Annotated in this window: 24 protein-coding genes and 1 pseudogene; 2 read left to right on the top strand and 23 right to left on the bottom strand. The window is 61.6% G+C overall.

Annotated features, from left to right (window positions below; genetic code table 11):
* Positions 1–261 precede the first annotated feature (261 nt).
* The gene (locus NTD81_RS09920; protein ID WP_262182036.1) at positions 262–624 is read left to right on the top strand and encodes a Mor transcription activator family protein; all 363 of its coding nucleotides are present in this window, start codon (positions 262–264) and stop codon (positions 622–624) included.
* 77 nt (positions 625–701) lie between these two features.
* On the opposite strand, the gene NTD81_RS09915 is transcribed toward NTD81_RS09920, so the two are convergent.
* From NTD81_RS09915 to NTD81_RS09815, 21 genes and pseudogenes are all read right to left on the bottom strand, one after another.
* A complete protein-coding gene (locus NTD81_RS09915) occupies positions 702–1,742 on the bottom strand; it encodes a contractile injection system protein, VgrG/Pvc8 family (protein ID WP_262182034.1) in 1,041 nt (346 codons plus the stop codon).
* The gene (locus NTD81_RS09910; protein ID WP_262182032.1) at positions 1,739–2,179 is read right to left on the bottom strand and encodes a phage tail protein; all 441 of its coding nucleotides are present in this window, start codon (positions 2,177–2,179) and stop codon (positions 1,739–1,741) included. Before NTD81_RS09910 ends, NTD81_RS09915 begins: the two co-directional genes overlap by 4 nt.
* Before the next feature lie 14 nt (positions 2,180–2,193).
* On the bottom strand, positions 2,194–4,590 hold the full coding sequence (locus NTD81_RS09905) for a phage tail tape measure protein (protein ID WP_262182030.1): 2,397 nt from the start codon (positions 4,588–4,590) through the stop codon (positions 2,194–2,196).
* The gene (locus NTD81_RS09900) at positions 4,580–4,702 is read right to left on the bottom strand and encodes a GpE family phage tail protein (protein WP_262182027.1); all 123 of its coding nucleotides are present in this window, start codon (positions 4,700–4,702) and stop codon (positions 4,580–4,582) included. Before NTD81_RS09900 ends, NTD81_RS09905 begins: the two co-directional genes overlap by 11 nt.
* A gap of 8 nt (positions 4,703–4,710) precedes the next feature.
* The gene (locus NTD81_RS09895) at positions 4,711–5,028 is read right to left on the bottom strand and encodes a phage tail assembly protein (RefSeq protein ID WP_262182025.1); all 318 of its coding nucleotides are present in this window, start codon (positions 5,026–5,028) and stop codon (positions 4,711–4,713) included.
* Positions 5,029–5,052: 24 nt separating this feature from the next.
* Complete coding sequence (locus NTD81_RS09890) at positions 5,053–5,568, bottom strand: phage major tail tube protein (RefSeq protein WP_262182024.1); 516 nt, start codon at positions 5,566–5,568, stop codon at positions 5,053–5,055.
* A 44-nt stretch (positions 5,569–5,612) separates the two neighbouring features.
* Positions 5,613–6,785, bottom strand: coding sequence for a phage tail sheath protein (locus NTD81_RS09885; RefSeq protein WP_262182022.1), 1,173 nt, complete (start codon positions 6,783–6,785; stop codon positions 5,613–5,615).
* A gap of 151 nt (positions 6,786–6,936) precedes the next feature.
* Entirely contained in the window at positions 6,937–7,548 is a 612-nt protein-coding gene (locus NTD81_RS09880; protein WP_262182021.1) for a phage tail protein, read from the bottom strand.
* Between the two features lies 1 nt (position 7,549).
* A complete protein-coding gene (locus NTD81_RS09875; protein ID WP_262182020.1) occupies positions 7,550–9,766 on the bottom strand; it encodes a phage tail protein in 2,217 nt (738 codons plus the stop codon).
* Positions 9,766–10,314: a phage tail protein I gene (locus tag NTD81_RS09870; RefSeq protein ID WP_262182017.1), complete on the bottom strand. Its 549-nt coding sequence runs from the start codon at positions 10,312–10,314 to the stop codon at positions 9,766–9,768. The genes NTD81_RS09875 and NTD81_RS09870 overlap by 1 nt, the downstream gene beginning before the upstream one ends.
* Positions 10,307–11,203, bottom strand: coding sequence for a baseplate J/gp47 family protein (locus NTD81_RS09865; protein ID WP_262182015.1), 897 nt, complete (start codon positions 11,201–11,203; stop codon positions 10,307–10,309). The genes NTD81_RS09870 and NTD81_RS09865 overlap by 8 nt, the downstream gene beginning before the upstream one ends.
* On the bottom strand, positions 11,200–11,553 hold the full coding sequence (locus tag NTD81_RS09860) for a GPW/gp25 family protein (protein ID WP_262182014.1): 354 nt from the start codon (positions 11,551–11,553) through the stop codon (positions 11,200–11,202). The genes NTD81_RS09865 and NTD81_RS09860 overlap by 4 nt, the downstream gene beginning before the upstream one ends.
* Positions 11,550–12,092, bottom strand: coding sequence for a phage baseplate assembly protein V (locus NTD81_RS09855; RefSeq protein ID WP_262182012.1), 543 nt, complete (start codon positions 12,090–12,092; stop codon positions 11,550–11,552). The genes NTD81_RS09860 and NTD81_RS09855 overlap by 4 nt, the downstream gene beginning before the upstream one ends.
* Before the next feature lie 618 nt (positions 12,093–12,710).
* Positions 12,711–13,247, bottom strand: a complete 537-nt coding sequence (locus NTD81_RS09850; protein ID WP_262182011.1) for a phage tail protein — start codon at positions 13,245–13,247, stop codon at positions 12,711–12,713.
* Positions 13,244–13,462: an Rz1-like lysis system protein LysC gene (lysC, locus tag NTD81_RS09845; RefSeq protein WP_410017128.1), complete on the bottom strand. Its 219-nt coding sequence runs from the start codon at positions 13,460–13,462 to the stop codon at positions 13,244–13,246. The genes NTD81_RS09850 and lysC overlap by 4 nt, the downstream gene beginning before the upstream one ends.
* Positions 13,383–13,793, bottom strand: a pseudogene (gene lysB, locus NTD81_RS09840) (Rz-like lysis system protein LysB); the annotation flags it as partial. The gene lysC and the pseudogene lysB, both read right to left, overlap by 80 nt.
* A 589-nt stretch (positions 13,794–14,382) precedes the next feature.
* The gene (locus NTD81_RS09835; RefSeq protein ID WP_262182009.1) at positions 14,383–15,216 is read right to left on the bottom strand and encodes an N-acetylmuramidase family protein; all 834 of its coding nucleotides are present in this window, start codon (positions 15,214–15,216) and stop codon (positions 14,383–14,385) included.
* Positions 15,213–15,491, bottom strand: coding sequence for a phage holin family protein (locus NTD81_RS09830; RefSeq protein ID WP_262182007.1), 279 nt, complete (start codon positions 15,489–15,491; stop codon positions 15,213–15,215). Before NTD81_RS09830 ends, NTD81_RS09835 begins: the two co-directional genes overlap by 4 nt.
* A 2-nt stretch (positions 15,492–15,493) precedes the next feature.
* Complete coding sequence (locus NTD81_RS09825; protein ID WP_262182005.1) at positions 15,494–15,868, bottom strand: phage holin family protein; 375 nt, start codon at positions 15,866–15,868, stop codon at positions 15,494–15,496.
* Positions 15,869–15,902: 34 nt separating this feature from the next.
* The gene (locus tag NTD81_RS09820; RefSeq protein WP_262182004.1) at positions 15,903–16,112 is read right to left on the bottom strand and encodes a tail protein X; all 210 of its coding nucleotides are present in this window, start codon (positions 16,110–16,112) and stop codon (positions 15,903–15,905) included.
* A gap of 1,625 nt (positions 16,113–17,737) precedes the next feature.
* On the bottom strand, positions 17,738–17,875 hold the full coding sequence (locus tag NTD81_RS09815) for a hypothetical protein (protein ID WP_262182003.1): 138 nt from the start codon (positions 17,873–17,875) through the stop codon (positions 17,738–17,740).
* Between the two features lie 744 nt (positions 17,876–18,619).
* Here NTD81_RS09815 and NTD81_RS09810 point away from each other — a divergent pair.
* Entirely contained in the window at positions 18,620–19,285 is a 666-nt protein-coding gene (locus NTD81_RS09810; RefSeq protein WP_262182002.1) for a hypothetical protein, read from the top strand.
* 283 nt (positions 19,286–19,568) lie between these two features.
* Here the strand turns inward: NTD81_RS09810 and NTD81_RS09805 are convergent, their stop codons facing one another.
* Both NTD81_RS09805 and exaA read right to left on the bottom strand, forming a co-directional pair.
* Positions 19,569–20,225 carry a pentapeptide repeat-containing protein gene (locus NTD81_RS09805; RefSeq protein WP_262181999.1) on the bottom strand — a complete coding sequence of 219 codons (657 nt, stop codon included), beginning with the start codon at positions 20,223–20,225 and terminating at the stop codon, positions 19,569–19,571.
* A gap of 72 nt (positions 20,226–20,297) precedes the next feature.
* A complete protein-coding gene (gene exaA, locus NTD81_RS09800; RefSeq protein ID WP_262181997.1) occupies positions 20,298–22,157 on the bottom strand; it encodes a quinoprotein ethanol dehydrogenase in 1,860 nt (619 codons plus the stop codon).
* Between the last annotated feature and the right edge of the window lie 35 nt (positions 22,158–22,192).

Here is a 22,192-nt window from a genome sequence, read left to right as displayed (position 1 = left end):
TCGCACAGGCGCTTGCACCGCTGGTGCTCAGTCGTAGCACCACGGCTACTGTGCCGCATGCCGCTACAACGGCACGCGCGTTAATACCACTACGGCGCAAGGGAACATCAGCCACGGCTTGGCTCGGGGCTTATTCCGGCCCAGCCCATCAGCGCAAACGCGGCGTGCAACGTGCTGCGGCCTACACGCCTAAACCCCGCCACGCGGCTAACGTTTGTTCCCTTTTGTACGCCCCCAGGGCCTGACGATCACGAGATATTTATGAGCGATTTCCGTAGCAAAAGCCCCGAACTGCTGCTCGATCTGACCCAACATGTGGCCCATGCCCTGGCCGAGCTGACGGCCCTGGACGCCAGCCACGCCGAACAAGTCGCCAGCGCCGTCGCCGAACGCATGGCCGCGCACTGGGGCGGGCAAAATATCTACTTCCCCATGGGCCTCTCGATCCGCCTGAGCCGCCGCGATCGCCAGGTCTACGACAAATTCAACGGCCACAACCAAAGCGAACTGGCCCGCGAATTCGGCGTGTCGCTGCAATGGGTGTACAAAATCATCAAAGCCGTGCGCAAAGAAGAAATCGCCCGCCGCCAAGTCGACCTGTTTACCGCCTCCAGCAACCGCTAATACCGCACCGCCCCGACATGCACCCCACGGACTGTGGGTGGGATTGGTGCATTTCCGAATACGGGCGGGTTGGTGCCTTAGGGGGTGGTGGGTTTTTCGGCGAGGCTGTCGACGCTGTCGTCGATGATTTGGCTTTCCAGGTCCAGGGTGGTGGTGAAGCTGGTGGCGGTGAATTTGTGGGTGAGTTTTTTGCCCAGCCATTTGATGGCGCTGATCGAGTCTTTAATCCCCAGCACGTAGAAGCTTTGTTCGGGGTGCAGTTCCGGGCGGCCTTTGGCCAGCATGAAGGTCAAGCTGGCGCTGCCGCGTTTGAGTTTTTGCAGTTGGGCGTTGGCGGCGCTTTGCGCTTCTTCGGCGCTGCCGTAGAGGTGGCGCAGTTCTTGGACGGTGGTGGGGTCGCCGGCGATGGCGGATTTTTTTTGCGCGCTGTTGAGGTCGTGATAATAGGCTTTCACGCCGGTGTATTGGTTGCGATCAGGCTGGCTGAATTTGTGCTGGTCGCCATCGTTGCGGTGCAAGGTCACTTCGGCCAAGAACAGGCCACTGGCGCTTTGCCCCCGGCCTGCGCGCATAAACAGCAAATGGCCGGCTTTGACGGTGCTGACGGCATCGTGCTGCTCGCCCAGACGGGCGAGCAGGTTGGCATCGCTTTCGTTGGCCTGGTCTAGGTGGACAATGTTGATCGCGGCCAGGTCGCTGCTGATCACCGGGGTCAGGCCGTGGCTGGCGGCGATGCTGCGCAGCACCGCGCCTAAGGTGGTGGCGTGCCAGCTGCGTTCACGTTTGACTTTGAAATCGCTGCGCAGGTTGGCGCTGCGCGCGACGATGCTGAGGCTATCGGGCGCGCCGCTGTGGCTGGTTTCATCGACGATATAGGTGCCCTTATCGGTCAGCCCCGTGTTGCTCCAGCCCAGCCACAGTTGCAGCTCAGCGCCGCGTGGGGGGATGGCGAGGAGGCCGTCGTGGTCACTGAGGTCGATGGTCAGTTGGTCCGCTTCCAGGCTGCGGTTATCGAGCAGGGTGATGCTGATCAGGCGCGCTTCAACTTGTTGGCTGATATCGCGGCCATCCACCAATAGGCGATAGATGGGCCGTGGATAGTCTTGCTCGTTGCTCATGGCCGACCCCGTATCAGTCCGCCTAGGCTGCCGGCGATGGCGCCAAGCAGGTCGAGGCGGCCATCGTCGATGCGGGTCAGTTTAAGGCTGAAGTCGATGCGCCGCGCGGCGCCGTCGGGGAAGAACAGGCTGCGATCGTCGCTGAGGCTGTCGATCACCCACAGGCCATAGACGCGCCCGGTGCCCTCCACCAAGGGCCAGGCTCTGCCGCTGTCGGCCATCTGACGTAACACATCGAGGCTGATCGGCTGGCCGCCAGTGCCCGCGAGCAGGGAGCCGGGCAGGGTCAGGCTGTCGTTGTCGCGCCCGAGAAACTGGTGCGCCGGGTTGGTGCCGATACGCTGGGTTGGGCTGTGGCGCCAGCCGGTTTGCCGGCTGAATTTCTCATAGGACAGGGTTTCCAGGCTGAACACGAACATGCCAAGGGCCATCATCATGGGCGCAACTCCTTTTAGTCTTGATCAATAAATGAGCTGCGCTGGCGCACTTGTTGGGCCTGCAGACGTTTTTCCACTTCGTTGCCCACCATCTGCGCCAACTGTTGCTCATTCATGCCCGCACTGGGGTAGAGGTTGATGGTGATCACCGGTGCGGCGCTGGGGCTGCTGATGCTGCTGGTGAGCGCGCTGACGTTGGCACTGAGCGGCGCGCGGGTGTCCAGCGCGAGTGCCGGGCCGTTGACGGCCAGGGCCAGGCTGCCGGCGGCCAGCAGTTGTTTGCTCAGGCTGCTGACAGCTTGCAGCGGGCCGTTTTGCCCGGCCAGCAAGCCTTGCTCAAGGCCAGCCATGGTGAAGCCGCCCAGTTCGGCGAAGACCCGCGAAGGCGAATGGATGCCGAGCTTTTCTTTAAACCACAGCACGGTGCTGTCGGCGGCGTTGCTGACGGCGGCGCTAACGGCCGCTAAGCCGTTAGTGATGCCTTGCACTAAACCTTGCATCAACTGGCCGCCCATCTCGCTGAATTTGCCCGGCAGCTCAAAGCCGAAGTAGTTCATCACGGCGGCAAAGGCGCGGTAGAACATGCCCAGCGGGCTGAAGTTAAGCAGCATGCTGAAGAAATCACCGAGGGTGCCGCTGAAGCCGGCTTTGAGCTCTTCCCACAAGCCGAGGAAGAAGGTTTTGATCGGCTCCCAGTTTTGATAAATCAAATAGGCGGCTGCGGCGATCAAGGCCACGATGGCGATGATCGGGTTCGTCAGCAGGGCGCGGCCGATCAGCATGATCGCCTGGCCGACCATGGGCAGTGCGCTGCTGGCCAAGCGCAGCATCAGGCTCATCAAACCGCTCAGGGCGGTGCCCAGCAGCGGCAGTAAGGTGCTGGCCAGGCTTAACAGTTGCCCGCCTAAGCTAAGCAACACGCGGCCCAGCACTGAGCCTAACCACGCCGCCAACTGACGCACCCAAGTCAGCAGCGTGCCGCCTTGCAGGCCGAGTAAACCTAAGGCGCTGCGCAGCAAGCCGACGGGCAGCAACACCGTGCTGATGGCCAGAGCCACGGCACTGACAATGCTGGCCAGCAGCGCCAGGGCGGCGACACTTTTAACCAGCAGGGCGGTGAGCTGCGGATGTTCTTTGACCCAGGCGCTGACGGCGCTGGCGAGGTCAGTTAAATCGCGCAGCAGACTCTTCAGCTGCGGCTCCACGGTGGTGCCGATGTCCGCAGCGGTGGTGTCCCAGCGTTCCTGGGCGGTTTGCATGACGTTGGCCAGGCTGTCCAGTTGCAGGTTGACCCGGCTTTGTAAGTCGGCCTGCTGGGCGAGGCTGGCGCTGATCGCCTGGTAGCCGCCGAGGCCTTGTTCAAGCATCTGCTGGATGCCTTGTAAGTCGCCGCTGTCATCGCCGAACAGGGTCTGCAACACGCTGCCGCGCTGCTCGCCGGTTAAACCCTGGAGCTGTTGCAACTGCGCGAGCAGTGTCTCAACGCCGGCAAAATCGCCCTGGGCATTGCTGAAGTTGAGGCTGAAGCCCGCATTCATCCCTTGCAGTTGCTGTTGCGCGGCTTGCACGCGCCCAGGGTCTTGGGCGCCTTGTAGCAGGGTGCCGAGCACTTGCCCGGCAGCCTCGCCCGAGCTGCCGATTTGCTTGAGCATCAGCAGCAGCGGGGTGAAGCTGGTGGCTGCCTGCACGCCTTGTTGCGGCAAGCTGGCCAAGAGCGGACGCAGCTGTTGAAAGCTGCGTAATTGTTCATCGCCCGAAAGCCCTAAGTTGGCGGCGCGCTGGGCGTTATCCAACAGCGGCAACAACTCGTTGTCGCGACTGCCGGTGGCGCGCTGCAGTTGCACGGCGTTGGCCGCCGCCTGCGCTAAGGGTTGATCGGACTGCACGGCCATATAGGCCACCGCCTCAGCGCTGCCGCCGAGGATGGCTTGGCTACTCAGCCCTTGTTGCTGCAGGCTGCGCAGCAGGCCCTGATAGTCCGCCGTATTACCCGGTAACTGCTCGCCCAGGCGCGTGGCCAGTTGGTTGAGCGCTGGAAAATCAGCGCCCAGCTGGCCTTGGCTATTGAGTTGTGCAGCCTTGAGTTGATTGGTCGCGGTTTGCGCGCTCGCGGTGCGCTGGATGATCGCCAGCAGCGGTTGCCGCACCGCGGCGGCATCCACCGTGGGCAGGCTGCGTGAGGCCACGCCGGCGGCCGCGCCTGGCTTACCGGGCACAGCCGTCAGTTGCTTGCGCAGCGCTTGCAGGTTTTGGTTAACGTTGCCATGGCTGCGGATCAGTGCCGCATTACTGCGGATAATGTCGCCATGGCTGCGGATTAAGGCATCGCTGCTGCGGCTAACCCCACGCAGCGGGGCCAGGGTGCGGTCGATGGCCTGACGCAACGACTGCAGTTGGGTGTCAATGGCCATGCGCATGCTCCCAGCGTGTTCTGGCCCGCTCCTGCCATTGCATCAGATCGTTAAGGGTGAGGGTGTTCATGTCGGCAGGCGACCAATGAAACACCATGGCCAGATCGGCCATGGCGTCTTCTACACAGCGAGGGCAGGGTCCTTCGCCGACTTCTGCAACAAAAAACCAGCGATAGCCACACCGCAGGCCAGCAGATCGGCTGGGTCCATGTTGTTGACCTCAGGCTCGCTGAGAATCGGCGAGCTGATGCGTGGCAACACTTTGCGCAGCGCCAGCACATCCATCTGCACCAGCTCGATCAGGCTGACGCCGCGCAATTCCCCGCTTAAGGGTTTGCGCAGGCTCAGGCTGTCGACCCGTTGCTCACCACGCACCAGGGGCGTGTCGAGCTGGATGACGACTTCATTGGGGTTAACAACGGTTTCGGCCTTGGCCATGGGGAACTCCTTAGCGGGCGAGGGTTACAGGCCAATGGCTTTGCGGTGTTCGGCGAGGCGGTCATTGCCGTCGACGATATAGACGAAGTTGAGCAGGTCGATTTCGATCAGCACCTGACCATCCACGCTGAGTTTGTAGTAGCTCAGGGCGGTGGTGATTTTGTGCTCGGTGTCTTCGCCTGGCTGGGCATCGCCAAAGTCGATTTCTTCATGACGGCCACGGGCGACGATTTCCACCGCGCTGACCGCGCCGGTGTCGTCACGCTGTACGGAGCCGGCGAAACGCAGTTGCACAGCATCCACCTGGATCGCGGCAAACTGGCGCACGGCCAGCAGATCCCAACCGCCTAAGGTCCATTCCAGTTGCAGGCCGTCGTCGCTGTGACCGAGGTCGACTTTGATCGGGCCTTCCATACCCGCGCCGCGCCACGCTTCGAGCTTGCGTGACAGCACCGGCAAGGTGACGCTTTGGGCAACGCCTAAGTAGCTGTTGCCGTCGTTAAACAGGTTCATGTGTTTAAGCTTTTTGGGCAGGGCCATGATGGGCTCTCCTAGCGCAGCCTTAGCTGCGCGTATCAATGGGTTTAGGCGTTAACGCGGGCGGCGAAATCAACCAGGAAACGATCGGTGATGCGCTGGCGCAGCAGCAGGTTTTCCAGTGGCGGTACAGGGGTGTAGTCGTAGTCCAGGTACAGCTTGCCGGCCTTGAGGGTGTCCTTGTCGTTGGCGGCTTCGTCGTACCAGCACTCACCACCGAGCAGATAACCCTGGCGGATAAACTCGCGGAACTTGGCGTTGATGCCTTCGACGATGTCGCGCACCAGGCTTGGGTGCATCGGCTTGTCGATCGCCCACAGGTGCGCTTCGGCCATGGTGTCGGCCAGCACTTGAGCGGTACGGGTGTAGTTCTCGAAGGCAAACAGCGGGTCGCTGGAGGTGGTGCGCGAGCCCCAGAAACGCAGGCCTTCGCGGCGGATCAAGGTGGTCACTTCGCTGCCGTTGAGCAGGCCGGCGTCGGTCTCTGGGCTCTGCAGGTCAAAGAACACGTCTTTGCTCAGGCCGGTGACACCATTGACCGGGACGTTGGACAGGGTCTTGTGCCAGCCGACTTGTTCGTCGAGCTTGGCGCGCAGGCCCAGGGCACGGGCTACGGCGCTGGCCGGGGCGTCCTTGTTGGTGAGGTTGTCCCAGCTGATAAAGTCCGGCCAGATCAGCATCAGCTCACGGGCGCCAAAACCTTTGCGGTACAGGATCGCTTCGCTGACGTTGGCACTTTCCCACGCGCTGGCGTAGGCAAAACCGCGCAGCTGCTGGGCGATAGCCACCAGTTCAGCGGTTACGGCCGGTGTGTCGAGACCCGGCGCGCCGATGATGCGAGGTTTGACGCCCAGTTGTGCCTCGGCGGCCAGCAGGGCTTTGAGGCCGGTGTACTGACCGGTCGCGGTGACGCCGCCAATGACGTTGGTGGTGGTCTCGGTGGCATCTTTGCCTTCTTCAACGCGCACCACGACGGTGACCGGGCTGGCTTGGTCGGCGATCGCGGCCAAGGCTTTGGCCAAGGTGCCGCTGGTGCCGGCCTTGCCGCTGGCCGTCAGGACGTCGGTAAGCAGTACCGGTTTGTTCAGCGGGAAGACGCTGGCATCGGCATCGGCGGCTGTCGCGACCAAACCGACCACGGCGGTGGCGACGGTGCGAATAGGGCGGCTGCCTTCATTGATTTCGATAACGCGGACGCCGTGATGATAATCGGCTGGCATGGTGAAGCTCCTGCGGGGTTGGGCCTAGGGTTCAGTGAGTGCTGAGCGTGCCGGGCACGCCCATGGGGTGCGAGTGTTTGCGGCTGTAGCGCGCGGTGCTACAGGCGTTTGCGCGCTCAGGCAACGGCGGGTTGCTGAGCGCTGAGGTGCTCTAAAAGTCCAGATCAAGCTGCGTCGGTAACTGCTCAAGGTTCTTCACCGCCTCATCGGTAAAGGCCTGCGCTTGGTCGAGTTGAGCCTCTTTGATGTATTGGCGAATCTGCTCTTTGGCGGCCAAGCGCAGGGTGCGCAGTTGCTCGAACACACTGCGGTAGTTGGCCGCTTTGCGCAGAATTTCATCGGCGGCTTCTTGCGCGGTGCGCGGCGCGATCGCCCAGGCGGCAACCATGCTGGGCACGTCACCTTGATAGGCGGCGGCCACGAATTGCTCGGCCTCCACACGGGCTTGCTCGTACTCCACGGCGCGTAGCGGATCGCCGGTGAGCTGGCGCCGCAATTTGTCGGCGGCATAGTCGATAAGTCGTTCTAAGCGCAGGCGCAGTTCGTCAGCGCTAGGCGCCGGGCGATCAATAACCTGCACATTGCCGTCGGCATCCTGGCCTAGGGTTTTGCCTGCCACGGCAGCGCCGGCCACTTGGCTGAAGAGCTGGTATTGCTCGGCGCTGAGGGCCTGCAACTGATCCGCCGGTGGCAGGTCATCGCCATGGACCGCGCTGCAATAAAAATTCAAGTTTTGCCGGTGAATAAAATAGTTATCGCTCATCTTAGTAACCCCATGCTTCCCAAAAGACCGGACCGGTCGTGTCGTCGCCCTGAAAAATATCCATGCCTGCGTTGCGTATGGCGGTGATCACCTGGTTACCTGCCGAGGTGTAAAACCCTGGTGCTTGTTGGCAAAAGTTGCCGCCCAGCACTCGATTGGGGAAGGTCAGCGGGAAGGTGATGGTGGCCGCGGTATCTAGGGGCAGTGGCGCGGTGATCCCCCATTGCCGGATCAGTCCGGTGTCCTGGCACTTGTGCCAGCCATTGGTGGCCATCGAGCCTAGGGCGCGTAAACCAAGGTTAGCGATCGCGGTTTTAACAAAGGCGGTGTTGGCCAATTGGGTGTTATTGGCGCTTGGCGCAGCAGTTGGCGCGACAGGGATAGTGCTAAACGCTACGTAGGCGGCTAGGATGGCTAAATGGCCTTCGCCGCTGCTGCCGTTACCACTACTGGCGAGTAAGCGCACGTCGTAGTCGGTGGCGATGGCGCCGCTGTGAAAGTCGATGTACGACACTTGCTCGACGCCATCAAGCCGGCCGATTTCTATACCACCACCCTGCGTGGCCACATGCAGCGTTCCGCTAGTTGCAGGTAAACCCGTTAAATATGCGCTGACTACCGGCGCTGCCCCCAAAGTGTTACGTGCCGTCGCAGCATCGCCGTCATCGAGCAGAGTGCGGGCGAAAGGGGTCAGGGCGCTGACGGCAAACTGATCGGGCGCCGTGCTGTAAATAAGTTGGTTAGCTCCGGTATTAAGGCCGGCGAGGGCACTCAAGGTGTTGTCCAGCGGCTGGCGTGCATTCACCGCTGTTTGCACAAAGGCGGTAGTGGCCAGTCGGGTGCTGTTGGTGCCAGGAGGAACGGTGGGGGCATAAGGGGTTGCGGTAAAGCCTACGGTGGCTGCAGTGATGGTTAAGTCGCCTCCGCCGGCGCTGCCGTTACCGCCAGTGGCCATGAGGCGGACATCGTAGTCCACAGCAGTAGCCCCTGAGTGCAGGTCAATATAGGTTGCTTGGCTTGTGCCATCGGCCCGCCCGACTTCTAAGCCCCCACCTGCTGCGGCCACATGCATGGTTCCGGTGGTTCTCGCAAAACCTACAAATAACGGGCTATCTATTGGCGCCGCACCGAGGGTGTTAAGCGCGGTAGCTGCATCGCCATCATCGAGCAACGTGCGGGCATAAGGGGTTAGGGCGCTGACGGCAAACTGATCGGCGCCGGTGCTGTAGATCAGCTGGTTAGCGCTGGTGTTGACGCCGGCCAGGGCGGTTAGGGTGCCGTCTAGCGGCTGGCGCGTATTCGCCGCTGTTTGCACAAAGGCGGTGGTGGCCAGTTGTGTGCTGTTGCTGCTTGGCGCGGCGGTGGGGGCTGTGGGCGTACCACTGAATGCCGGAGTGGCCAGCGGCGCGGCGCCTAAGGTGCTACGCGCCGCGGCCGCATCGCCATCATCGAGCAGGCTGCGCGCATAGGGGGTCAGGGCGTTGAGGCTCAGCGCTCCGGCGCCGGTGAAGTAGGGCAAGCGGTCGGCCGCGCCAGCGAGCTTGCTCAGGGCTTGCAGGTTGACGTGGGCATCTTGTTTAAGCTCGTTGAGCGCTCTGCCTTGGGCTGCTGTCAGCGCTTTGCTGTCGCTGGTGCTGCTGAGGCTGTTGTCCAGCTGCACTAAACCGGCGCGGCTGGTGCTGGCGGTCAGGCTGGTTAAACCGGCTGGGGTTACGACGCGAGTGCTGTCGGTGCCGGCTTGGGTTTCCGCGGCCGTGGCCAGTTCCACCACCCCTTGCACGGTGGTGCTGGCGGGCGGATTGACAAAGATCACGTCGCCAAACTTGATGCTGGTGGCGTTGAGGCTTTCCAGAATGATGTCGGTGGCCAGCAGCAGGGTGCTGGCGGCGGATTTCTGCATGATCCAATCGGCGCTGGCCACTTGCGAATACACCGCGATCAGGGTGCCGCTGGCGCTAAACAGGCCAAACTCGCCGACGTTGTAGGCGTCGTTGCTTTCGTCCTTGACCATCACATGGATGGTGTCGGCGGCCACGGCCTGGCCGGCAATGGTGCTCAGGCGTTTACCTGGGGTTTTCAGCGCCGTCTGCTGTTTGCTCGGTTGATACTGGCCGGTGCCAAAGCCGATCTGGCTGATGACAACGCTGTTGGTGCCGGTGTTCTGCGCGTTGATAATCTCGGCGCGGCCGGCGTCAGTGATGGTGATATTCAGTGGCATCAGGGCGCCTCATTGAGTTGCAGTCGGAGGTAACTCACCGGCCGTGCAGCGCCTTGCAGGCCCAGTCCGGTAAGGGCCGTTTGGCCCACGGTGAGGGTGAAATGCGAGCGCACCGGTTTGGTCGCTTCGATTTCTTTGATGATGTCGAGCTGATATTCCTGGGTGTTGGGCACACCGCTGCCCAAGGTCAGCACCACTTCAAAGGTGTGTGGCGTGCCGCGCGGCGTGGTCTGCCACCATTCGCGCAGGGCCAGGGCGCTGCCGAACGAGGCGACGGCGTCGCGCACCGATTGGGCCGTGCCCTTGTGCCGCTGGATGTCCACTGCCGCTTTAATCCGCGCCCGTTTAACCGCTAGCGGCCAGTACGGCTGCCAGCTGTCCAGCGACAGTGACCAGGCTAGCCATGGCAGCAACTCTTCAGGGCAGGTGTCGGGGTTCCATAGCTCGCGCAGCGGCACGGGCAACTCGCCGAGGCGCGCGGTGGCTTGCTCGAGGGTGCGTTCCAGCGGCGTGGAGTTGCTCGGCAGCAAGCTGGGTGAGTTACTCATCCAGGCCCCCGTAGCTCAGGTTGATGGCGCTGCAGTAGGAGGCACTTTGCCGGTCGAGGACCAGATTCTGTTTGGGGCTGATCAGCTCTACGCGCTGTACGCCCGGTTGATGCAGGGCGGCGTACAGGCCCGAGAGGGTGACGTCCAGGCCCAGCCGGTGCTGCGTTTGGGCGTAGGTTTTGGCGGAGTTCTGGGCGTTTTGCATGATCACGCCGCGATCGGGACCGGCGAAGAAATACAGCACGGCCTCGATCTTGTACTCGACAATTTTCGCCGCTTTAACGCTGACCAAATCGGTCAGCGGGCGCACGTCTTCAGCGTTGACCGCGGCGTTAACAAGGCTGAGCAGGGCGTTGCTGGGTGTGCCGGGGTTAGTGCGCGCCAGGACGGTAATTTGCACTTCGCCGGGCTTGTCACTCACCGCGCTGGCGTCCAGCACCTCGCCGTCGGCGCTCATCGCGTGGAAGATGTAAGCGCCTTCGGGGCCGGCGGTGCTCAGGCCTTCAAGGGACAGTTGGATGCGATAGCGCAGCTCTTCATCGCCTTCATACACCGCCGGCTTTGGCGGCACGGCGCTGGGGTCCGCCGGCGTCACCAATAAGCGGGTGACGCCGAACAGCGCGCCTAAATTTTCCAAATCCTTACCGCGCGCGTAGGGCAGCATCACCGCGTGGGCTGCGTCGTTGATGCGCTGGCGCAGGATCAGTTCGCGGTAAGCCGCCACTTGCAGAATTTTTAGCGCCGGTTCCGATTCCAGCAGGGCATCCAGCTCGGGCATGCGCTGTAGCAGGTCGTCGAGCATCTGCTGGTAGATCACTTCGTAATCGAGGTTTTCCACCACATCCGGGGCGGCTACCAAAGCCAGGTTGATTGCGGTGAACTGGCTCATGCGGCGGCTCCCATTTGCAGCGGCACGCGCAGGCTGAGCAGCTCATTGCTGTCGATCAGGCTGCCTTCGACTTCCAGCAGCGCTTGGCCGGCTTGCTCGCCCAACGACAACTGCACGCGGCTTAGGTGCAGACGCGGCTCCCAACGCATCAGGGCGCTGGCGGTGGCGGCGTAGGCTTGCAGGCGGGTGGTGTTGTTCAGTGGCCAGTCGAGCAAGTCGGGCAGCTGGCTGCCGTACTCGCGACGCATCACGCGGCTGCCTAATGGCGTGGTGAGAATGTCGGCGATCGACTGCACCAGGTGGGCGTTGTCGCTGAGTCGTTGGCCGGTCACTTTGCTCATGCCGATCATGGGTTGGGAACTCCGGTGAGCCCGGCACCGGGCATGATGCCGCCGTGCAGGTGCTTAGTAAGGCTGATGGCCTGGGCGCCAGCGAGGACGTCTTGGCTGACGTTGAGCTGGCCGTTGATGGTGACGTTGCCGGTCAGGGTGATGCCGCCCGGGGCTTGCACGCTGGCGCTGCCGCCGGCGGGCAAAATCGCGCTGAGACGATGGCTTTGGTGGTCGTAGTCAATCTGCGCGCCGTCAGCGAACAGCTGACGAGTGAGGCTGGCGCTGTTCGCCGGCGCCGGATTGGCGGCACTGAATAAACCGAGCAGGACAAAGCCGTATTCCGGGCTGCCGCTGGGGCTGAGCAACAGGCATTGTTCGCCGACGCTGGGCGGATTCCACTGCCGGGTGCTGCCGGCGCGTTCGGCCAGCCACGGCAGCCAGGCACTGAGCAAACCGCCGCTGCGGACGCGACAGCGGGCAGCACGCAGGTCGACCTCGGCGATGGTGCCGGGGCGGATAAGATTTTCGAGACGGCGCAGCAGGTCGGCGTTATTCATGGCGCAGATGCTGCCGTAGCGGCTCGCGTAGCCGCACCGTGGGTCACTTGTCAGCCGCTTTGCTACAGCCGACTGACACCGGCCGCCGGCAGCGCGCCAAGAACCCAGGGGGCAAGCCCGGGGCAATAATCGGCAGCAGGCAAAGGGTGGGCTTGGCGCAATAATCGGCAGCAATCCCCGCCCGCCACAAAAATTGGCGCCGGGTGAGGCTCGGCGCGCGTAGCGGGCGCTTTGTCCATCGCCCATGGCCGTTCCGAGGCACGGCGTGAACGGTGGCCAAGCTTCGCGTTGGCCACCCTACGGATGGGCTTGGTGCATTTCATGCACCCTACGGTGGAGACGTACGGTGCAATCGCCGCACAGGCGCTTGCACCAGCGCTGCTATGACTCGGATGGCTTGGTGCGAATGGGCTGAGGACGGCCACATCACCGCCGCGATAGGGACATAGCGATAGGGACGTAAGGTGCAATCGCCGCACAGGCGCTTGCACCAACGGTGCTATGACGCAGCTGGCTTGGTACGAATGGGATGGGGGCTGGCCACGTCGCCGCCGCGATAGGGACATAGCAATAGGGACGTAAGGTGCAATCGCCGCACAGGCGCTTGCACCAACGGTGCTATGACGCAGCTGGCTTGGTACGAATGGGATGGGGGCTGGCCACGTCGCCGCCGCTGCGATAGGTGCTGTGCCAACTGGCCAGGGGCATGTCGTGCACGCTCAGTTGCCATGGGCCTGGCGGATAGAACGGCGCCAACTGCGGCTCATCCGGATGACTGACACTGAGGCTGCCGTCGGCGTTTTCCGTCACCAGTACGCGTTCGCTCAAGGCCAGGCTGATACTCAGACTCCCGCCTTGGGCATTGGCGTTATCACTGCTGAAACGGATGGCATTAGCCGCTTGGCTTTGGTTAGCCAGCAGCTCATGTTGATTGACCCGCAGCCACGCCAACAGCGGCACCACCAGTGCATCCAGCGAAGCGCTGAAATCGCTGACGTTCAAGTTCAGCACATAGCTGTATTCAAACGACAAACCGCCGGCGGCGGTGCTGCGCAATTGCCCTTGCTCCAGGCTAAGGGCGAGGCGCTGTGGATTTTGTTCAAGCTCGGGGATGGCCGCCAGCAAATGCTGGCGTAAGGCGTCAGGTTTGTTCATCGCGGCGCTTCCTGTTGCTGCAGTTGGTAGAGTTGATCGACTTGTGCGGCGCATTCGGCCCAGGCCAGCTCCAGCGCATCGAGGCTGCTTAACAGCTCGCCATTAGTGCGCGGCTGGCTGCTCGGCAGCTGGCACGGGATCACCGGCGGATAGCCACTTTGCATAAGCCTCGGCGCCACTGAGGGCGGGGCGCTGACGCAGGCGCTTAGCAGCATCAGGCAAAGGCTGAGCAGCCCAGCGTTGTAGTTCGGCATTGGCACGGGTGAGCTCCTCAAGCTGTTGTTGGCGCTGGCTTAAGCTGGCGCGTAATTGATTCTGTTGGCTGCGCAGTTGCACCTGCGCGGCGCGTTCGCGTTCGAGTTGCTGGTTAAGCAGTTCGAGATCGCGGGCTTGCTCGGCACTGCGCTGCTGGCTGGCGCGCAGCTGCTGCTGCGTCAGCTCAACTTGCGCCTGACTGGCTTGCTGCTGTTGGTACTGCCCCCACAGGGCGAGGCTGGCGACCAGCAACAGCACGGCGCCGAGCCCCGCTTGGCGCCACAGGCTCATAGGTTCACCGGATTGTTTTGGGGCTGTTGGGCACTGCTCAGTGGCTGCGGGCCCAGCGGCGTCTGGACGCGGCTGGCCTGCAAGGTTTGATAGCGCTTGCTGGGGGCGAGGCTTACGCCCAGCAGCACAGCGCCAGGCCCGTCTTGGCGGCCCAACCGCATAGGTTCACCGGGTTGCGCTTGAACGCTGGCTAGGCACTGAGCTGCTGCACTTGCACGTTGCCGGCGGGCGGCTTTTGCTACGGCGCGCAAAGGGCGAGGCCGGCGCTCGGCCGGGTCAGTCCCGTCTTGGCGCCCCAACCGCATAGGTTCATCGGGTTGCGCTGGAACGCTGGCTAGGCACTGAGCTGCTGTACTTGCACGTTGCCGGCGGGCGGCTTTTGCTACGACGCGCAAAGGGAGGGGCCGGCGCTCGGCCGGGCCAGGCCCGCCTTGGCGGCCCAACCGCATAGGTTCACCGGGTTGCGCTTGAACGCTGGCTAGGCACTGAGCTGCTGTACTTGCACGTTGCCGGCGGGCGGCTTTTGCTACGACGCGCAAAGGGCGAGGCCGGCGCTCGGCCGGGCCAGGCCCGTGTTGATGCCCCCGGCTCATACGTTCACCGGATTGCTGCGCAGACGTTGGTAGGCGCTGGCCAGCTTGCTGTCGTATTGATTGCGGGCGTAGGCCGGGCCGTTGTAGCGCCGGGCAAACTGCGGCCAGTCCTGCTCGCGCAGGGCGCTGTGCAGCGGCGCATCGGTTTCGATAAAGCGGATAAAGGCCGCCAGTTGCTGCTCGCTGTCGGCCGCCATGGCCTCGACGAAAGCGTTGACGCTGGCATAGCCCAAGCGCTGCCAGTGATAGCCCATGATCTGAAACGCGCCCCAACTGGTGGCCTCGTTGGCGCAGCGCGCATCCAACTGCCGGGCCAGTGCCAGACGCTGATGCTCGGCCAGACCGCCCTGATAACCGCCGCTCTGGCGATTGACCAGTTGCGGATAGTCCGCCGCCAAGCGCTCGGCTTTGCCGTGCAATACCTGGGCATCCTCAGTGGGGCTGCGCGGCAGGCTCAGACGCTGATACATCACATGCCGCTCGAATAAAATCTTCGGCAGGCCGTTAAGCAAAAAACCGCTGCCGAGGCTCTCGACTTCGGCCACCGCTTTAAGCGCCGCCAGCTCGACGTTTAAGCGCTGGGCCGCCGCTTGCCAGGCGCTGCCACTGAGCGGCGGGCGGCTGCTAAAGGCATCGAGCGCGGCGGCGGTTTGCGCGCCGGCCATGCCGTCCACAGTTAAGCCGGCGCGCTGTTGATAGGTGCGCAGGGCCTGCTCGGTGCTGGCGCCAAATTGGCCGTCGACGCTCAGATTAGGCGCCACCGCGTGCTGGAGTTGGCTCTGCAAATGGCTGACGGCAGCGCCGCTGTCACCGCGTTTAAGCGCGCTCATGGCGAGGACCTCAGCACGCTGGCGAGATTGCCGTGGCTGCGGTAAATCACCCCACAGATGAGCACCGCCACGGCGCACTGCCAGGGACTGACGGCGGGCTTGTAGAGGAGGATCTCCAAGCCCGCGCAGAACAGCGCACCAATCAGCACACTGGCCAGCAGCGAGATGCCGTGGCGCACGCGCGCGCCGTTGCGCTTAAAACACAACAAGCGCAGGCCTGAGGCGATATAAGCGCTGGCGGTGAGCATGGCGATCAGTTGGGGCCACAGCAGCATGGTCAGTCTCCTTTGCCTTTGCGCAGCCAACCCGGTAGCAGCAGTTGCAGATCGGCGAGCTCCAGGTGCTCGATCAGCGCCAACACCTTCAGCGCGATCGGCACCACCACGATGGCGCCGACAAAGGCGCCGGGGCCGCTCTGGGTGATCGGCGTTTGCGCGACGATTTCTTCGGCGCTGATATAGCCCACACCCACCGACACCAGCAGCCCCAACAAGCGCTGCCAGCTCTTTAAGTCGCTGGGTTTGAGAGCGATTAACGCGGCACCGATCACCGCGCCAAACAGCGCATTGCCATCTAAGTGCGGCAACAGCGTGCTGAGGCCGACACCGGCGGCAGCGGTCAACACCACGGAGCTGGAAGTCGGTTCAGTCATAGCCGCACCTGCACGGCTACCGCGTGGCGCGGAGTCAGTCCCATAAATTCACCACCTGGCGCTGTTGCGCCGGCGTCACCGCCTGCGGCATCTGTACCTGAGTGCCGTGGGGCACGATCACGCCGAAATCGGCCAGGCCCGGGTTGGCCAGCAACACCGCCTCCACCACCCCGGCCGTACGCCCGTAATGCCGCCAGCACAGGCTGTCGACGGTATCGCCCTGATGGGCCTGAACAGTGCTCATGACAATGACTCCTGAGGCAGAGAGAAACGCCCAAAGCAGCGGGCGCGAGAAAACACAGCCACGCGGGCCCTGAATGCTGGGGCTGCTGCAGCGCGGGCGAGGCGCTTAAGCAAGAGCCAGAAGCGGCGCGTAAGGCTTGATGCGGACATAGGGCGATCCATCTAACGCAGCGCCCGGACAGGGCGGCAGGGGGCTGGCTGGGGCACAGCGGGGCGGCGGCGGGAGGCCTCAGAGCCCGCGCAACGCGGCGCGGGCAGTGGCTTGGCTCAAGCCGCAAAGTCAGGCCAACAGCCTTGGCCACGCGGCGCAGTTCAAGGCATGTTCGGAAGCCCACGCCACGCCGGCAACGCCACCCCCTTGTGCGCCGGCCAACGACAACCGCCGCGCGGCGGCCAGAAACCCAGGGCAAACGGCCAGCAGAGCGCACTGCAAACGCCTGAGGCGCGTGCCTGAGAGGTTTTGGAGGGGCGGCAAACGGCGAGGGTGAGGGCCTAGAACCCGTGCAGGCAGAACAGGCCGCGACGCTTGGGCCGGGCAATGCGAGTCGCCTTCAGCGGGCCGGATGAGACCGATCGCTGCGTCGCCGGCTTGGCTTACGGGGGAGTGAGACTAATGAGTAAGACGGGCGAGCTTTCACGCGCACTGCACGGCTATAGGCCCGCATCAACGCACCCTGAACACTAGCGCGCTGAGTTAGCGAATTACGAGTCAGTGAGTTGTGAGTTGTGAGTTGTGAGTTGCGAGTCAGCGGGGCACCGAATTGCGAATCAGCGCTGATAGCACCCGCTGTCCGGGCGCTGCGAAGCGGTTTTCAGCGCAGTCCCTGCAACACCCACCACCTCCATCCACACCCGACAGCCCCAAGGCCAGCGATTAGCGGTCAAACAACCCCAGGGTAAAAAAACAGGTAAGGCAGGTAAGGCCGTCCGCCCATCCAAGCCCAAGCCCCAATTTTAGCGGCCTTGCGCGCATACCTAAGCCAGTAAGCCCGGGTAACTGAACGCTATTAAAAGGTTAACTAACTGAATTTAAAGGAAGTTTTAACGAGCAGATAAGTCCCGGAAAACAGTAAGCCACAAACCATCAAATTACCTTTTATATAAATTTATAAGGTATTGAATTTAATAGATAAATATCCCAATAAAGACAAACTTACCGAAATTACCCCAAAACCACCCCTCAACCTAAAAACCAAGCAGAACCCCCGAGCCTGCCGCTCCTGAACTGCCTCACACCGCGCCGATCTTTATCGCTAAACAGCTAAAAATTGCTGGATCACAGGCACACAGGCACACAGACGCACAGAGCTAAAGGCTTAGAGGCTTAGAGGCTATTGGGGATTGGGATATGGAGGGATAGCAAGGACGGAAGAATGGAAGGACGGCGCACAATCAATGGTGGCCACATGACCGCATGCTCCCAGGAACCCAGGAACCCTGGAACCCTGGAACACAGGAACACAGGAACACAGGAACACAGGAACACAGGAACACAGGAACACAGGAACACAGGATCACAGGATCACAGGATCACAGGATCACAGGATCACAGGATCACAGGATCACAGGATCACAGGATCACAGGATCACAGGATCACAGGATCACAGGATCACAGGATCACAGGATCACAGGAACATTGGCGCATGATCCTGCTTTGCTTTGCTTTGCTTTGCTTTGCTTTGCTTTGCTTTGCTTTGCTTTGCTTTGCTTTGCTTTGCTTTGCTTTGCTTTGCTTTGCTTTGCTTTGCTTTGCCGAAGATCAAACGACTCCAACCCAGCCGACTCAGCCATCCCCACAGCCCCGGCAGCCCTCAACAAAGCCCAACCAGCAAACCCTACGGCCTGTCCCAAGCAGATCAAAACTAAATAAAGGCTACAAACGGATTAATTTTTTATTAAATTTATTATTTTTCAGCATCTTATAAATTTAATCATCCAATCCATCATCGGCGCCACGCTAAAGCGACGGGATGGGCGCAGGGCGCGGGGAGTGGGCTGGGTGGAGGGGGTTAGCTTTGCCTGTTATGCAGCGTGGACGCTGGGTTTTCTTGGAAGACAACCAAGGCGGATTTTGAGAAATAGGCACTTATCCACTCACCCGCTGGAGTCTTTTGTGCAACCAGCGACTTTCCCTGGTGTAGGTCTGTTCGATATCTATCTACGCAACCATGGATTTATCTGCATAACGCTGGACGTAGCGGCTCTAGGTCGGCATTCTCAGCGCCCTTTAGGTGTGTGGGACCGTGGTTATGCTGGGGCGAGGGTTTTCACGCAAGGGCTGGGTATGGTTTGGGCTTGCTAGTGGGCTTTTGCTCCTGGTTTTGACCGGCGTTTGGGGGCTTGGGGATGCTGAGCGGTGGGTTGATCTGCGTGCTTGCTGTCAGCTCACAGCAGATACTGCGCCGCGCGCATTTAGCCTCGTTGCTTTGTTGCTGGCACTGATGGCGGGCGGCTGGGGGGGACGGCGCTTTTTATCCTACCGGCGGGCGGGGCAAGCTAAAGCCGGATTGAGCCAGTTAGCGATTGATACGCTGGATAAAATTTGGCTGCTCAGCAATAACTTCGCCCATCCGCTGCGTGAGGGGGCCTGGATGGCGTCATATCAGCGGGAAAACAAAGCTGATGATCTAGAAGAGCTCAAGCAGCGCTTAGCCCTGCTGCCCATGGCAAACCCTACGGACAGCGAGGCTCAGGCCCGCAATACGCTGCGTAATGCGCTGAACTATGGCCTTAACATCACGCAAAAAATGCGCGAGTGGGTTACCCGCGGGCACTCCCATCCGCAAGCGGTGCAACTGCTTTACGGTCATCGCCAAGCGTTAACACAACTGGTCGAAGCGCTCTTGGGCAACGTTCAGGTCGTGCAGCAACTGCCCCATGTTGAGCTGGGCAGCCGGTTGGAAAGCCAAACGCTGCGCCGCGGCCCTGAAGTCTATGGTGATACAGCGGTGCACATTTGTTGCTGCTTTAAGCCTTGGCACAATCCGGCGCTGGATATACCGCATTTGGTGGTGGTGCATGTCGAGACAGCATTTGCGCCGCACCCCGAAACCATCGTGATGCTGCACAAGGACCACAAGTGGCGTGACCAGTTGGAGTTGCAGCAACTGATCCAGCTTCAGGTTGAGTCCGCCTCCAGGCGTTTGGATTTTGCTGAGCTGGGCGTGGCTTAACTTAGCGACTGGTTATGAACCTGCATTGACCCATTAGTGACGCTTAATCACGACCTGCTAAAGACACGTGGGCTGTGGCTTGAGAGGCCTCTGCCATTCAGGCATAGGGTGGATCGGGGTGCGTAGCTGGCGCTTTATCCATCCACATATCCGCTTCACCGTGGTGCGCAGTAAAGGGTGGCCAGGCTTTGTGTTGACCACCCTCTGGGCTACGGCGGGGCGGCAAACTCTTGCCTGCGTTGCTGGTCAGCAGCGCGTGCCCCATAGCTCTTCGTGTTGAGGTTCAGTCCCAGCCTTTGGGACAGGCGATGCAGCCTTGCATATTGGCGTCTTGGAAGCTGCCGAAGCGGGTGAGGGTGCCCGTTAGGTTGCTGTTGGCCAGGTTGGCGCCACCGAGTTTGACTTCCAGCATATAGGCGTCGCTGAGGTTGGCGTTGGCGAGATCGGCTTTGTTCAGGTAGGTCATTTCCAGGTTGGCCGCTTGCAGGTTGACGCCTTGCATTTTGGCGGCGCTGATCCGGGCGAAATCGAGGTTAGCGCCGTGCAGGTTGGCACCGTTGAAATTGGCGGTTTGGGCAAACATGCCCCAGGCGTTGATCGCTTGCAGGTTGCTCTGGCTCAGGTCAGCGGCGCGCAGGTTCGCTTGCTGCAAGCTGGCGCGGGTGAGGTTGGCGGCGTGCAGTTGAGCTTGTTCCAAATTGGCCAGGTCGAGATTGCTATGGCGCAGGTTCGCGCCGGTTAAATCGGCGCCACTGAGGTTGATCCGGCGCAGATCTAAACCACTGAGGTCTTGTTCGCGCAGGTTGGCTTTAGGGCATTGGCTGCCGGGTTCTAAGCGGCAGCCGTTGATGATCAGCACATCGCTGTCTTCGTCTTGCGCCCAAGCAGGTTGAACGCAGAGCAGCACGGTGAGTGGTAGAAGTAGGGCTCGAATCAGCATGGCAAGGCCTCATAAGGGAGCGTCGGGGGCCAAGCCCTGGCACGTAGCCAGGGCTTGGGTGTGCGGGACGGCTTAGTTTTTGTCCCAGCTTGGCAGCTTGAATGCCCAGAACGAGCCGCCTTGGGCGACCGGCTTGGTCAGCTCGGCCATGTCGCCACCCCACAGCGGCACCGCGCCGCCGTAGCCGGCGGTGACGCCGATGTACTGCTCGCCATCTTGCTCCCATGTGATGGGTGGGGAGATCACGCCAGTACCGGTCTGGAACTTCCACAGCTCCTTGCCGGTTTTCGCGTCGAAGGCTTTGAAGTAACCATCGCCGGTGCCGGTAAACACCAAGTTACCCTTGGTGGCCAAGACGCCAGCCCAGAGTGGCAGTCGTTCCTTGTGCTCCCATACCACTTTGCCGGTGGTGGGGTTCATGGCACGCAGGATGCCCACATGGTCGTCATACAGACGCTTGATACGGAAACCCATGCCCAGGTAAGCGGAGCCGGCTTTGTAGTTGGCTTCCTCGGCCCAGTAGTCTTCCTTCCAGTGGTTGGCTGGCACGTAGAACAGACCGGTGTCTTGGCTGTACGCCATCGGGTTCCAGTTCTTGCCGCCTAAGAATGGTGGCGACACCTCAACGGTTTTGCCACGGCTTTGGCCCGGCTCTGGCTTAGGCGGACGTTGGCCTTCGTTCTCCACCGGGCGCCCGGTTTTCAGGTCGATATGGCTGGCCCAGGTGATTTTGTCGACGAAGGGGAAGGCGTTTTGCAGTTTGCCGTTGTTGCGGTCAACCACATAGAAGAAGCCGTTGCGGTCGGCGTGGGCGGTGGCCTTAACGGTTTTGCCATCCTTGTTTTTGTAGTCAAACAGCACCAGCTCGTTGTTGCCGGAGAAGTCCCAGGCATCGTTCGGCGTGTGCTGATAGAACCACTTCACTTCGCCAGTGGTGGCGTCTACGCCGACTTGGCCAGAGGTGTAGAGGCTGTCGTAGTCCTTCGGATCACCGCCATCGGCGGTACGCGCCCAGCCGTTCCACGGTGCAGGGTTGCCGGCGCCGACGATGATGGTGTTGGTTTCGGCATCAAAGCTGGCGCTCTGCCACGGGGCACCGCCGCCTTGGCTCCAGGCCTGTTTCTTGCCGGTAGGGCTATTGGGATCATCCGGCCAGCTCGGCGCTTTGACATCGCCGGTGGGGGTACTGTCTTTGCCGTTGAGGCGGCCCATATGGCCTTCCACGAATGGCCGCATCCACACTTCTTCACCGGTTTCGGTGTCGCGGGCAAACAGACGGCCGACTACGCCAAACTCGTCACCGGAGCTGCCGTGGATCAGCAAAATCTTGCCACTCTTTTGATCTTTCACAATGGTCGGTGCGCCGGTCATGGTGTAACCCACGGCGTGATCACCAAACTTCTTGTTCCATACCACTTTGCCGGTGTCTTTGTTCAGCGCAACCACACGGGCGTCGAGGGTGCCGAAGTAGATCTTGTCGCCATAGATGGCCACGCCACGGTTGACCACGTCGCAGCACGGACGAATGTTATCGGGCAGGCGATGGCTGTAAGTCCACAGCCGTTTACCGGTCTTCGCGTCGATGGCGAACACCCGCGAATAGGAGCCCGTCACATAGACCACACCCTCGTGGACCATGGCCTGGGATTCCTGGCCACGTTGCTTCTCATCACCGAATGAGTAAGACCAGGCCGGGGTCAGCTTAAACACGTTGTCAGCATTAACCTGGGCCAGCGGGCTGAAGCGTTGAGCGTTGGTGCCCAGGCCGTATTGCAGCACGTTGTTGGTGCTCAGGTGGTCGTTGGCGATGTCATCCCAAGTGACATTGGCGGCTAGCGCATGGCCGCTCAGGCTTAGGCTGCCAAGCAATAGCAGGCTGTGAATGGCACGTGCCACGGGGCGCGGCGTGCTGGGTAACGATCTTGTTGTCATGGTTGTGGTTTCCCATCGTGGTGAAGAGTGTGCCG

The sequence above is a fragment of the Pseudomonas sp. 5P_3.1_Bac2 genome, from assembly GCF_025465995.1.
In the GTDB taxonomy this organism is placed as follows: Bacteria; Pseudomonadota; Gammaproteobacteria; order Pseudomonadales; family Pseudomonadaceae; genus Aquipseudomonas.
Note: the sequence above shows the minus strand (reverse complement) of the source record. Positions and strands in the feature narration are given on the sequence as shown.